At 43.3% G+C, this 14,779-nt stretch carries 8 protein-coding genes; 6 read left to right on the forward strand and 2 right to left on the reverse strand.

Annotation, left to right across the window (positions count from 1 at the left end):
• Positions 1-68 precede the first annotated feature (68 nt).
• Positions 69-536: a hypothetical protein gene (locus HQM11_17590; protein ID MBF0352850.1), complete on the reverse strand. Its 468-nt coding sequence runs from the start codon at positions 534-536 to the stop codon at positions 69-71.
• A 378-nt stretch (positions 537-914) separates the two neighbouring features.
• Between HQM11_17590 and HQM11_17595 the strand changes: the two genes are divergently transcribed.
• On the forward strand, positions 915-2,567 hold the full coding sequence (locus HQM11_17595) for an aldehyde dehydrogenase family protein (GenBank protein ID MBF0352851.1): 1,653 nt from the start codon (positions 915-917) through the stop codon (positions 2,565-2,567).
• A 379-nt stretch (positions 2,568-2,946) separates the two neighbouring features.
• Here the strand turns inward: HQM11_17595 and HQM11_17600 are convergent, their stop codons facing one another.
• Positions 2,947-4,338, reverse strand: coding sequence for a cbb3-type cytochrome c oxidase subunit I (locus HQM11_17600; protein ID MBF0352852.1), 1,392 nt, complete (start codon positions 4,336-4,338; stop codon positions 2,947-2,949).
• A gap of 431 nt (positions 4,339-4,769) precedes the next feature.
• Here HQM11_17600 and HQM11_17605 point away from each other — a divergent pair, with 431 nt between their 5' ends.
• The 5 genes from HQM11_17605 (at position 4,770) to HQM11_17625 (ending at position 14,761) form a co-directional block, all read left to right on the forward strand.
• Complete coding sequence (locus tag HQM11_17605; protein MBF0352853.1) at positions 4,770-7,805, forward strand: GAF domain-containing protein; 3,036 nt, start codon at positions 4,770-4,772, stop codon at positions 7,803-7,805.
• Between the two features lie 304 nt (positions 7,806-8,109).
• Positions 8,110-8,748: a cobalamin-dependent protein gene (locus HQM11_17610; protein MBF0352854.1), complete on the forward strand. Its 639-nt coding sequence runs from the start codon at positions 8,110-8,112 to the stop codon at positions 8,746-8,748.
• 1 nt (position 8,749) lies between these two features.
• Positions 8,750-10,756: a response regulator gene (locus tag HQM11_17615; GenBank protein MBF0352855.1), complete on the forward strand. Its 2,007-nt coding sequence runs from the start codon at positions 8,750-8,752 to the stop codon at positions 10,754-10,756.
• A 39-nt stretch (positions 10,757-10,795) separates the two neighbouring features.
• Positions 10,796-12,067: a biliverdin-producing heme oxygenase gene (locus HQM11_17620; protein ID MBF0352856.1), complete on the forward strand. Its 1,272-nt coding sequence runs from the start codon at positions 10,796-10,798 to the stop codon at positions 12,065-12,067.
• A gap of 246 nt (positions 12,068-12,313) precedes the next feature.
• Complete coding sequence (locus tag HQM11_17625) at positions 12,314-14,761, forward strand: response regulator (GenBank protein MBF0352857.1); 2,448 nt, start codon at positions 12,314-12,316, stop codon at positions 14,759-14,761.
• Positions 14,762-14,779: the final 18 nt, after the last annotated feature.

The raw sequence follows: 14,779 nt of genomic DNA on the forward strand, positions 1-14,779 counted from the left end.
TGAGTTGATTGATTTGAATGGATTAGGAGAGGGGACGGCAGAAGTTTTTACTCCTGCCTCTTTTTTTACTACGCTTTCAGGGCGGCATCCTCAGAGGTGAACAAGGCAGAATTACCCTGCACAATCCAGACTTCATTCTTGCCGGCTTTGACATGCACAATCATATCATTTCCGGGATCCTTAGCGTCCCCGTTATGAACAATAATTCCGACAGAACCAGGCCCGGTGACGTTCGCTTTGGCAATTTTACCAAAGTTGTCACTTCCTGAAAATTCCGCGGGTTTATCCCAACTGGTAGCGGCTTTTTCAGACAATGGCGTGCCTGAAACATTCCAGATATGAGCACCCCATCCATCATAGTCTTTTCCAGACCGTCGATAATGAATCACCAGCGTACTGGCTTCTTTCTTTTTGGGTTCAGCGGCTTTTTCCGGTTCAGCTTTTTTGGCAGCCGGCTTGGTCGCTGCTGTTTTGGGTTTTGCAGAAGCTGAAGAAGCTTTTGCGGAAGTTTTTTTATTCTCGGTTTTGGTTGGCATCCTGTCCTCCAATTTTAGTTTAATCATGGTTTCACAAAGTTCAATAAGCTGTTCTCCCGGAGAACCGCTTTCGCGACTTTGAAGTGCAATACCCGTTCCCTTAGCATTTCTAAAAAGACGACTACAAGTAAATTTTTTCACAAAATCATCAACTGTCATGAATTATTCACCTTTTCAAACTATCATGCTGAAACGTATTTTACGCACTTTCGGCAAAACAGGAATAAAACTCAACCTGAAACTCATGCGTGCATTGATTTCGGTATTCTCAAATTTTCCAGATTGCCTTTTTTTTGTCTCAATGACAAAAATGAACCATTGACACGGTTTTGCCTGTCCTTGACCATTATTCTTTCCATAACATCCAATGAACCTGCTATGAATGAGGACCCCAATTCTAAAAACTGGAAATTTGACCTGAAATTTCCTCGTGTGACCGATATTCCCTCTGAATTCTCGAATCCTCGCCAAATCACTTCATGCCAATATCTGATCGATGGAGATATTCCGCGGTGGGAAGGGCCATTTCAGGAAATTTTTTCACCTGTTCAACTTGAACAGCAGGATGGCATTACACCTTACAAACTGGGAAGCTATCCTTTGCTCGATTCAGAAGAAGCGTTCCATGCCTTGAAATCCGCGGTAAAAGCCTACAATGATGGCCGGGGTCTCTGGCCCTCCATGAGTACGACCATGCGGATTGAGTATGTGGAAAGTTTCATCAAGCGTGTCCTCAAACAAAAACACAACATTCTTGCACTGATGATGTGGAGTTTGGGAAAACCACTGGCACATGCTGAAAAAGAGTTTGAACTGGCACTGAACTATATTGAGGATACGGTCAGAATCATGAAAAGCCTGATCAACGACACCTCCCGGTTTTTTCTGGATGATGATGCCATGCTGCATATCCATCGTTATCCGGTCGGGGTGGTTCTGATTGGTGTGGAATCCAGCCAGCCGTTGCTGGACTTGTTCATGATGATCATACCAGCCCTGATTCTGGGAAATTCACTGATCATTCGTGCGCCTGAATATGGCGGGATGATCTTTACCCCCCTGCTCAATCCGTTTCGTGATTCCTTTCCACGAGGCGTGGTCAACGTGATTTGCGGCAACAATGATGAAGTGATTGTGCCTCTGCTAAACTCACGCAGAATCCACTCTTTAGGCTTTGCCTGGCACAGTTCGGTGACCACCAGGATTCTTTCCCGTCATCCTGCGCCCTGGAATCTGCATTCTGTGTTTCGCCATGAATCAAAAAATGTGGCCCTCATTCTGGCAGACGCGGATGTGGATGAAGCGCTGGAAGATTGTGTTCAGGATTTTCTGGGCTTCAGTGGACAATACCGGAGTACCTTCAAAATTCTGTTTGTTCATGAAAAAGTTCTGCAGGAAGTGCAACAAAAACTGATACAAAAAATTGATAACAATAAAATTGGCTTTCCCTGGGAACCAGACGTGAACATCACGCCGTTGTGGGGCGAGGGACGGGTGCAGGATCTGGAAGAAATGATCCGAGACGCTGTGGAAAAAGGCGCTTCTGTCATCAATCCGCATGGAGGGGAATCGTTGCATGGCTTTATGTATCCTGCGGTGGTTTCCGGAATCACAGAAAAAATGAGAATGTACAGCGAAGCTCACAAGGGCCCTGTGATTCCCATCATCGCCTTCGAACACGTTGAAACCCTGTTGCAGTATGTGATCCATGCCTATGAAATTTATCAGGTCAGCATTTTTGGCAACGACAGTGAAAGTATTGCCAATCTGGTCGATTTGCTACTGCACCATGTGGACTGGATCAACATCAACAGTGCTGGAAAGTCTCAGATTGAAGACATACAGTTCAGTCAGAAACAACAGATTGCCCAGAAAATTCATCCGATTGTTGAATCACTCAATATATTTTCCAGCTATTCTCTGGTGACCACCGAAGATCTTCCCCAAAACCGCAATATTCTCAGAGAAATTGTGGAAGACACCAAATCCAGTTTTATTCATGGAGATCCTGATAAACCTGAATTGCTGTGATTTAAAGTGAGTTCAGTGGCACCCCTAATCATGAATTCACAATAATTCGTCGCTGTCGCTTAATTCAAAGTATCTGACACAATTATCAAATTCTGTTTTTTATTTTTTCAACAGAAGATTGGACCGTATAGTTTTTAGAATGGGAATCTATCGGTTGGGCTATCAACGTAAGCCGATACACTTTGTAAATTCAATGAATTAGAGAACCCATGCAAGGTCAGGCAGGACGGACAATTTTGTCTACAATTTTACGACCATCTGTATCGGGTTAAGTTGGTAGCCGAAAATGGCAGCATAAACAGTATGTTAAAAAATCAGTCTGCTTTTAAAAATGAACTTTTAACCTTTGGAAGGTGAGAAAGTATAGATCAGCTAAAAGTCAGGAAATCGCCTGAATTTCTTCTCCGTGAGTGACTGTTTCAGGACGGTATAGCGATTTCAAAATCCCGCCGATAAACAAAATCACACCAAACACTGTGATCAATCCACCAAGGCCCATCAAGGTCATACCGGCGATTTTTTGCCAATGATCCAGTCCTTGAGCCGCACCAGGAACTTTTCTGGCAACTCCGTGAGATCCAGCCCAGAACATGCCGGTTACAAAAAAAGCACCGCCCAATCCGCAGAGAACCGGTTGCCAGCGTAAAAAACGCCAGGTCAATTTCCGTCCATTCAGGAATGGGAGCAACTCAAAACTGGCTCCCATGAAGGCGATGGTCACAGCACCTATCACCCCATGATAATGTGCTGGAATGGTTGTATTGCTGGAATCAATCATTGTCCCGACGATGCCGCCATAACCAAACAGTCCCATCGAAATGAGCACTGAAAGCAGGCGAGGATCCCCCCAGGGCGTTTCATTCCGTCGATTCCAGAGCAGGCGGGTGATACCCGCGGCGGTCAAAATGACACTGCCCCCTAAGCCCCATCGCATGAGAAATGTGAAAGCGTTGGTCAGTTCAGGAGTCCCGGTGTCCCAAATGAAATAGAAGAACGGACCTGGAAGAGCAAACAGGGGAATCAATCCCAATAATCCATAAATCAAAAAATCCGGAAGAATGGTCTGCTGGTAAATCCGATGGATCAGAAAAATCCAGCAAGATAGCATGGCCAGTGTATTGACCGCCTGAAGGAGGTGTCCTCCGCCCCAGAATACAGTTTCAAACGCATTGAGCGAGTGAGACAGGGGGGCCATTTGATAATATGCCAGTCCAATGCAGCAAAGAGCCAAAATGAAAGTGATTCCGGCGCAACGTGTACCGAACGCGAAAAAAGGCTCAAGCGGCACACAATTCTGTTTTTTCATCAGAAATGGCAGACTCACACTCAAGGCCGCGCCAGAAAAAAACAGAAACAAGGCTGTGAAAAACAAGGGATGATCGAGTACAGGTACATAATTTGACATGATGGGTGTTCCTTCACCAATAAAGGGAACCATAACCATCAGCAAGGTACCCACAACCTGAAGCGTCAAGCCTGACTGACCCACCCTTTTGATCAGAGTCTGAGGGCCTGTTTTTAATTGAAAACTGAGCACATACAACAGACTGATAAACGCCAGAAACCAGATGACAATCGCCAGGTTCACGTGTATGACCAAGGCCACATAAAAGAAATTTTTATTTCCCATCAATTCATGGAACCATGGTGTTCTGGCACCTGCGGCAAACAAGGCAAACATTTCCGCAAATACAATGGTGAAGATGGCAAGAGACAACCAGTTTCTGGCTAAACGGATCTGCTCCGGATGAAGAGATTGATCATGTTTCATAGCTAACCTTATTTACTGTTGAAATAGGCTTCAGAATAACGCATGAGTCCATGCATGAGATTCCGCATTGTGCCAAGTTTCACGCAGTCCTGTTATGACAATTGTCATAATAAGTCGCTGTCGCTTATAATTGGAACTCCTGGTTATTTTATGCATGATGGTTCACCTGGGCCTGTCGGGACATATAATGGATTCGTCTGTTTATTAAGTTGATGACATTGCCTGAAGGCCCCCTTGGCGAGGGCTCGCTACAGGGTCGTTTAATTTTCGAAAAATGGTTCCGTACACCGATTTCGCCCTTGCTTTTCGCATGGTGAACATGGCAATCATTACATAAAGGACACAGTTTATTCACTGTTTTCTGAAAGGATTCCTGAATATCCCCAATCAAAATCCGACGTTGTAACCCATGCAAATTCAAAGCAGGTGGAATGATTAAAATCTCAAAATTAATGATGCTGTTGATTTCTATGCTCTTTGTGGGTTGTCAACAACAATATTCAGGAAAAATCCCACCCAGAGCCATCAATGGCGTGCTGGATTTATCCGGTTGGAATTTTGAGAAAGACGGACCTGTTAATCTGGATGGCGAATGGGAATTTTATTGGAAGAAATTGCTGGAAGAACAAAATTTTGAGGCTGAAGAGTTACCCCGGAAAACAGGTTTGATAACGATTCCTTCGGTTTGGAACAATGGTGCGATGGATGGAATAAAGCTGGGTCCAGATGGATATGCCACGTTCAAACTGGAAATCAAAAATCTGGCTGGTGATGGCGTAATGGCTTTAAAAATTCCGGAAATGGGAAATGCCTATCAGCTCTGGATCAATCAGAAAAAACTGGCCTCAAACGGAGTGGTTGGCACCAGTAAAGAAGCGATGATTCCATTATGGTTACCTCAGGTCGTAGCCTTCAATGTTCATGCAACATCTCATCAGTTGATTCTTCATGTTTCCAACTATGTTCATCGACATGGCGGCATTAAAAAGAGTTTGATCCTTGGAGAAAACCAGCAGATTCAAAACATCCGGGAGAGAAGGGTGTCATTGGAACTGTTCCTGTTTGGAAGCCTGTTAATCATGGGCCTGTATCATCTGGGGCTGGATGCCCTCAGAAGAAAAGATCCTTCTGCGTTATATTTTGGATTCTTCTGTCTCCTGGTGGCCGTCCGTATTCTGACATCTGGAGAGCGACTTCTTGTGTTCTATTTTGAGCCACCATGGGAACTCACCATGAAGCTGGACTCTCTCGGGTTTTATTTGGCTGTGCCCATATTCAATTTATTCATCTACTCGCTCTTTCCCGGAGAATTCTGGAAGCCGTTTGTTAAAATCTCACTGGTTTTGGGGGGATTGTTCAGTTTGGTCGTTCTGTTGACTCCAGCGAATATATACACCACCTATACCCTTGTTCCCTATCAGGTCATTGCTTTAATCCATATGGGGTATGGATTCTATGTGTTGGGGCAGGCTGTTTTCAGAAAAAGGGAGGGATCGCTATTGTTTCTCCTGGGATGCCTCATTCTGTTTTTCGCCATGATCAATGATATTTTATATGGGCGAATGATGCTCCACACCGGCGATTGGATGCCCGTTGCCCAGTTTCTCTTTATCTTCTGTCAATCCCTTGTGCTCTTCAAACGGTTCTCCAAAGCGTTTACCGTTTCAGAAGAATTATCAGAAAAACTGGAACAAAAAGTGGCCGAACGTACCGATGAACTCCATCAGTCACTTCAGATCACTCAGCGAAAAGAACAGGAAATCACTCATATCAATCAGGTCGTTCAGGTGATAAATTCCACACTGGAACTGGATAAAGTCATGGAATCCATCATGGACGCCTTACATGAGATTTTTCAATTCAGTGCTATTAGTATCCAATTGGTGAATGAGGCGGAAAACCGTTTGGATATTTACAGCGTTTATGGGGAAGGTGTGAGCGAAGATGATATCAAAAAATGGAGAGGACTACACATTTCTTTAACAGAAGATAGCATTTCCAATTATGTGTTAAAGTCAATGGAACCGTCTTATTTTCCTGACGTGACACCTGAATTGCCCATGACTGCGGTTGACAGGAAAATCTACGAAGTAAAGCCTTTCAGTTCATATTTAGCTCATCCTCTGGTCGTGCACAATAAAGCCATCGGAGTTCTGTGTTTCTTCAGTATGACGAAACATTTCGATTTAGAAGACGAGGACATCCTCAAAATCCAGCGTTATGTCACTCAGATTGCAACATCGATCAATAACGCCCGACTGTACGAAGATTTGAAAACCTCCCAGATGCAAATCCTGGTGAGCAACAAAAAGCTGGAAGAACTGGATAATGCCAGAGAACAATTTTTGAAGAAAATGAATATTCTGGATGAGAAATATTTTCCCTCCATCAAAGAAAAATTGAACAATCTGTTGACTGGTGCAGAATCCAACAGCAAGGAACTTGTGCGTCAGGCTGTCCGGGATATGCATTCCATTGATGAAGCCTTATTACCCTTCAGGTCATTGTTCATCACCGAACAGGCGATCCAGAGCAAGCAGGTTTTATTGGCAGAAACCAACAAAAAACAGCAGATCATTGCCCAAATGGCTTTGGGCGGCACAGGGGTGGAACTGGATATTGTTTCCGACATGGAGCAGGGACTACGTTGTCTTGATGAAAAGAAGTATGACATTATTTGCAGTAATTCGGAGTTGGTTGAACTCACCCGTCATGCGGTTGAAAAATTTCCTGATATTAAATCAGTGTTCATGACCTCTGAAGATGCCACAAACTACCTGCCTCTATTAAAAAAATATCCCTTTTTATCCAATATTGTTTCACAGAACGAAGAAGATCGAACCTTTACCCTCAAAAACATTTCAACCACGATCAGTAAATTGATCACGAACGATCTGTTTGGACTGGAAAAATACTTGAATTGGGGGGTTGATGTTCATCAAAAGTCCATTGGCAACAGTGAGGTTCGAACTGAGTTGGTTGATGAAATGGAACAATACTTTACGAAACTGGGCGTGCGTCGCCCCATTCTAAAAAAATGTTCGATGGTTGTTGAAGAATTGTTGATGAACGCGATCTATGACGCACCTGTGGATGCGGAGGGAAAATCCCTGTATAATCATTTGCCACGCACCGAAAAACTGGAATTAAAACCGGAAGAACAGGCAACCTTCCGTTATGCCTGTGATGGACTTTTATTAGCCGTTTCAGTGGAAGACCCTTTTGGCGCCTTTCATCGAGAAACGATTCTTAAATACCTGGCCAGTTGTTACGAGGGCAGAGAGGGCACGCTACAACAAAACAAGGGGGGCGCAGGTCGTGGACTCTTTCAAATCATCGAAACGTCCGACCTGGTTGTGTTTAATGTCAAACCCAAAGTTCGTACTGAAGTGGTTGTTATTTTCAATATTGATCCCAATAAACCCAAAAGTGCCAAAACCACTTCGTTCCATTATTTTTATGGATGATTTTTGGCACCTTTCAAAATCAGTCAAAAGTACGTTACAGTTTGCCTGTGTCATCCCGACAGAGCGAGGACCGAGCGACGAGGGATCTTGAAGCGTGGTGAACCGGATCTCTCCTTCGTCGAGATGACAAACGTCAACGGGGATTTGAAAGGTGCCTTATTTTTTGAATGTTCATAAGTTATTTTTTGAGCGTTCCTTGGGATGACACGGAGACCTGAATAGCCGAAATATGGAACCGTGCCTGTTTCCCTATTATTTTGTCACGGAGACACCATGACCTTTGCTTCATTAACAGGAGTGAACTATGACGACTACAGAAGAACAGTATAACAATTATCTTTCTTTTCTACTTTCAGGCAACAAAACTGAATGCACAAAGATTATCAGGGAACTGATTGATCAGAAAATCGCTGTTAAAGATTTATATCTTAATTTTTTTCAGAGATCCATGTACCAGGTGGGCAGTCTGTGGGAGCATAACAAAATTTCTGTTGCGGTTGAACACATGGCGACCGCCATGACTGAAAGCCTGTTGAATTTGGCATATCCGTTGATATTTTCCGCGGAGCATTGTGGCAAAAGTGCCATCATCAGTTGTGTCACCAAAGAGTATCATCAAATTGGCGCGAAAATGGTCGCGGATATTTTTGAATTGAATGGATGGGATGGATACTTTGTGGGAGCCAATACGCCTACCGAAGAACTCCTGAAAATGATTGATGAAAAGAACCCTGATATGCTGGCGCTCTCCATGAGTCTTTATTTCAGTTTAGGGTGGATGGAGGAAATGCTTCAGGCTGTATCCGCGACATATCCAAAGTTGGATATCATTGTGGGTGGGCAGGGTTTTTTATGGGGAGGACTGGATACGCTCAATAAATATCCTCAAGTGGAATATGTGGATTCCATTATCAAATTGGAACAATTAATTAAAAAGGGATAACATGATTCCCGGGATGAAGACTCAGCTTATTTATCAATATGTCGATCAGAAAGCCGCGATTTTTTTGCTTTCACTGGATCACCAGGGGGAAATTCTGACCGCAAACGCTTATGCCAGGGAACTGGTCGGGCCGGAGTTAATGTCCAAATACATGAATTTGTATGAAGTGCTGATTGATTTTGGTCAGCTACCGACATTAAAGGAACTTCTGGAAACCGGGGAAACTCCAAGAATGTTGAATGTGAAAACCGCAAACGGTTTGCCTCAAACCCTTTATTTGAATTTCCATGAGCAAGTGGATGAAATCATTGTCCTTGGACAATTGGATAAAGATGAAGTGGAAAGTCTGCGCATGAATCTGTTAGACGCGAACAATGAAGCCAACAATTTGTCGAGAGAACTGCAGAAAAAAAATGTCCAGTTAACCAAGCTCAATGACTTAAAAAATCAGTTTCTGGGAATGGCGGCTCATGATTTGCGAAATCCAATCGGCATCATTCAGCAATACAGCGAGTTTTTACTGGATGAAACAAAAAATTTATTGGAAGAAGGCCACCGGGATTTGTTGTCCAGAATGAAAACTTCCAGCCGTTTTATGCTGAATCTGTTGAATGATCTCCTGGATATTTCCCAGATTGAATCAGGTAAACTGGAATTGAAGTTTGAAACAATCGATATGAGCGAGTTGATCAAACGGAATATTTCGATAAACCAGGTGCTGGCCACCCCAAAAGGAATCAAACTTTCCTTTCAACCTCCTGAAAGACTGCCTCAACTTGAGGTTGATCCGGAAAAAATAGAACAGGTGCTCAATAATCTGTTGTCGAATGCCATCAAGTATTCTGCGGCTCAAACCACCGTTCAAATCAACGTGTTTCAAAGTGAAGATCGTTTAGTAGTCGCCATTCTTAATCAGGGAAAGGGGATTCCTCAAGAGGAGATTCCAAAACTGTTTCAACCCTTTCAAACCACCAGCGTGAAAAGCACCGCCGGTGAAAAAAGTACGGGGTTGGGACTGCATATTGTTCAGAAAATAATATCCGGACATCAAGGGAAAATATGGGTTGAGAGTCAATTGGGTTCTGACAGTAATTTAGGCAGGACTACTTTTTTCTTCAATCTTCCGATTCCGGAAAAAGAATTAGAAAAAATCAGATTGGTTGATGCTGAAAAGAGCGCATTCTCTTCACAAACAGATTCAAACATTGCCAGCAAATATCCCATGAAAATTCTGGTGGTAGACGATGATCCAGATCAACTCCAATCCATGTATTTAATGCTGAAACAATCAGGTTACACTGCTAAGTTGGTTCACAATAATCATGAAATGCTGGAAGCCTTGAACAGAAAATACTATCAGCTTGTATTCCAGGATATCAACATTCCGGATATCGACGGGATAACCGCTACCCGTCATATCAAACAGCACTTCTCCGGGAAAAAATCACCCAAAATTGTGGCCATTACCGGAGGCCCTAAAACCAAAGAAGAATGTCTTCAGGCTGGAATGGATCATTTTCTCAAAAAGCCTGTCAGTCAGGAAGATATTAAAGCGGTCATTGCCCAAATGTGGGAAGAACTCTATTCTACACAGGCATTTACCGAAACCGGAAATGAGGATCAGAGGACTTCTGACGTTGTCTCAGAAATGTCCTTTCCCCATGAATTTCTGAATGAACACACGATCCATGAATATAAATCTATTGATCCTGGATTTTTTAACGAGCTCATTGATACGTTTTTGGAACAGACACCTCAATTACTCAATGATTTGCATCAATTCATTGAACATCAGGATACAGATAAGTTTGTTCAAAGCGCAGAACATTTTCGAGGATCAAGTTCCAGCATAGGTGCAGAGCCGTTGGCTCAGTTGTGCACTCAAATGATCGAAAATCAAACTTCTGGGGACAAACAATCGGTACAAGATTTTCTGCATCAACTGGAAACCCTGTTTGACCAAACCAGAAAAAGTTTGCTATCGTTGAAGCAGCAGGATGGTGTTTAGTTCCAGAGTGCAGTCATTTCACAATCTGAAGAGGTTCTTATGGTAACATTGATGGATCAGTTAAAAAATGAAACCAGATCTTCCCATGAACGTATTGAACAGTTTCCCTATTTCAAGGCCCTAGCTGAGGGAAATCTGGAACTGGACAGTTATATCGCGCACCTTCGAGCATTGGCAGTGATTCATGGTGTTCTGGAAGATGAGGTCATGAAAACCAATGACCCTGTGCTGGGATCGGTCTGGAGTGAAAAATTGAGTAAATTTCACTTGCTGACCCAGGATCTTCGTGATTTGGATCATGAATATTTTCCAGACATTCCTGTCGTAGTGGATGCTTCTGTGGAATTGACCAGGAAAATCCGGTTACGGCGTCTGAGTGATCCCATGAGTTTATTGGGATACATTTATGTGCTTGAAGGTTCAACCCTTGGCGGAGCAATTTTGAAGAAACACATTGTAGGAACATTCGGATTTCAAAATGATCAGGGCTTGTCTTATTTTGCCCAGTATGGAAATGAAAAACTCAAGCATTGGAATCTATTCAAACAGCAAATGAATTCACTGCATCTTCAGGAAGAGGAACATGCCCGTATTCTGAAAGCGGCCAATGAATTGTTTGAGGGGCTAATGCCCATTTTTGAAGGGTTGCATCCCATCACGAAAAAAATATCGTTTTATAATGTAACCAGTTTGAATCCGGAAAGCGGAAATCAGCCTATTCCTGAAGACCCCCAGGAAATCAGCGCGGCCCTGCGTGCCGGTAAAATCACATGGAAACAGTTTCCCTATTATGAATATCGGTATTCAACCCGGGGAGAGCAATATACCCGGAGCGACAGTTCATGGATCACAACACTGGTGCAATATCCTGTAGAACGCGTCAAACAGCAGATCCGATGGCTTGGAAGAGTTCTATCTACAAGGGGAATGCCACAATGTCTGTTGGAAACGCATTTACAAAATATGTACAATGAGTTGGTCAAGGTGCATCCTGAAAAGAAAGATAAATATGCACTGCTCCTCGAAGGCGCGACAGAATTGCGTAAAATGCGGCAGACTTGTTTTGACGATAAAACCATCGAAGAGCTTGCTGAACAATTTGAAATTCAAGCAGGAAACGAATGGGCCCGACGATTGAAACACATGGGCGTGTTGCTGGTCAATGCTGTTGCGGATGAAAAAGCTGGAATCACTGGCGCGGTTTCCAGTATTGAAGACTGGGCGACTGATCCGGATCGATTTCCTGAAATATTTATCTCCGCAGTCAAAAATACGATTAAGGAAGCAAAGAAGCGCGCAAAAAATGATTAACTGAACGAACACATCACGGTGATAAGTACCCGACCATAAATCTTTAACCCTTTTTTTCTGGTTCCCTACCTCTGGTGGGGAACCCTCCTTAGCCCACCTCCGGTGGCTTGCCGGGGAGCATTGGAAGGGCACCATCGGTAGAGACGGGTTTCAAACCCGTCTCTACAGGGAACGGTTCCCGACGAGACTTTTGATCGGGTACTTAGGATTGGAAATTTTGCTGAATCTGGACATTAAGGAACACTGATGAATCACGAAATGATGGAAACGATCGATACGCCGAAAATACTCGTGGTCGATGATGAAGCTGATAATATAATTGCTTTGGAGCAAATTCTGAAAGATCTGAAGTTGTCCATTTTCAAGGCCGATTCCGGAAAAGACGCAGTCAACCTCGCAAAATCCCATGAATTTGCCATCATCATTATGGATGTCCATATGGCTGGAATTGATGGTTTCAAAGCTGCCGAACTAATCCGCTATTTTGGAAAATCCCAAAAATCGCCCATTATTTTTCTGACCGCCTCCGCAATTCGGGAAAATCAGATTTTCAGAGGATATGACGTGGGTGCCGTGGATTATTTATTCAAACCGCCATCGCCGTATATTCTTAAGAGCAAGGTGAAAATCTTTGTCGAGTTGTATCAGCAAAAGTTACTGATTGAGATTCAGCGAAAAAATTTGGAACGTTCTTTAGAGGTGCAGAAGCAAGTCTCTGAAGAATTAAAAATCGCTCAGCAACAGGCGGAAATTGCTCGACAGAATTCGGAATCCGCCAATCAGGCCAAATCCACTTTTCTAGCCAGTATGAGTCACGAAATTCGAACGCCCATGAATGGCATCATTGGTATGACAGGCCTCCTGTTAAAAACCGGGCTGACATCCAAACAACGTGAATTCGCTGAAATGGTCCGTGTCAGTGGTGTGCATCTGCTGAACCTCATCAATGACATCCTGGATTTTTCCAAGATTGAAGCCGGGAAAATGGAACTGGAAAAGCAACCTTTTGATCTGAGAAACTGTGTGGCGGATGCTATGGAGGTGCTGGCGATTAAAACCGCGGAAAAAGGGATTGAATTGACAAGTTACATTGAACCCGATGTTCCTTCGTTCATTGAGGGGGATGTCACCCGTTTGAGACAAATCCTGGTCAATTTGATCGGCAATGCCGCAAAATTCACAGAAAGAGGTGAAATACTGGTTTCTGTAAGTCTGGAAAAACAAAACCCTGACAATGTCGAACTCAAGTTTGCTGTCAAAGATACTGGAATCGGAATTCCTGAAGACAAGCTGGATCAATTATTTGCCGCTTTTAGCCAGATCGATGCCTCCACAACCCGCAAATTTGGCGGTACAGGGTTGGGCTTATCGATTTCTCGAAGATTGGTGTCATTCATGGGAGGAAACATCCGGGTTGAAAGTAAACTCAACGAAGGAAGCACTTTCTTGTTTACAATAAAAGCACACATTGCTCAGGAACAACCAGCTCCATACCTGAAGCCCAGGAATCATGAACTCGAAGGAAAACATGTTTTAGTTGTGGACGACAATGCGACAAACCTTCGCATTTTACAATTGCAGTGCGAACATTGGGGGATGACAACTGAGTCCACTACTTTTCCCAAAGAAGCATTGGCGTGGATAAAAAGCGGAAAAAAATATGACATCGCCATTCTTGATTATAATATGCCTGAAATGGATGGCGTACAGCTTGGTGAAAATATTCGAACCTTTGTTTCCATGGAAAACATGCCCATGGTTTTGTTTTCATCCTCAGACCAACTTGAGCAAATTGAAGACTCCGTACTAAAAAATATTTTCAACGCACAACGCACAAAACCTGTTCGTATTTCAGCGCTATTTGACTGTTTAACCGGCATATTGATCAAGCAGAAACCTTCGTTGCCAGAAAAAAATCAAAATGATTCCAGCAAACTTTCTCATGAAATGCCCTTACGCATTCTGGTGGCAGAAGACAATGAAATCAATCAAGTTCTGTTGATCAGCCTACTGGAATCATTCGGCTATGTTCCTGTTGTGGTATCCAACGGGATAGAAGCATTAGAGGCGTTGGCACAGCAAGATTATGACTTGATTTTAATGGATGTGCAGATGCCGAAAATGGATGGATTTGAGACCACCCGGAAGATTCACCAGACACTCCCCAAGGAAAAAAGACCCAGGATCATTGCGGTAACAGCCAATGCACAACAGGAAGATCGGGAAAAATGCCTTGTCATCGGCATGGATGATTATATCAGAAAACCCATTATCGAAGAGGAACTCATCTCAGTTTTGAAACAATGGGGAAACCCGGTTTCTCAGCGAAAGGCCCGTGATTCCCTGCAGAAATTTGAGGCTGCGCCTGTTCTCGATAATAGCGTGTTTTCAGGCTACAAACGTCCTCTTCAGAAGAGACTGATAGATATATTTTTGAATAGTGTTCCAACATCCCTCGAGAAGCTCCAACATTACATTGAAAACCGGGATTTTCTGCAGATCCATGACGAAGCACACTTTCTCAAAGGAAGTTGCCTGGGAATTGGCGCAAATCGAATGGCACAAATCTGTAAAGTCCTACAGCAGAATGCTGAACTTCAGGAAATGGCTAACGCTGAGAACTTTCTGTTACAACTCAAAGAAAATTTTGAAATGGTTCAGCAGGAATTTCACTTGATAACCAATCAGGAATAACAAATGTCTGTGTAAGGA

The sequence above is a fragment of the SAR324 cluster bacterium genome, from assembly GCA_015232315.1.
Taxonomy (GTDB): Bacteria; SAR324; SAR324; order SAR324; family NAC60-12; genus JADFZZ01.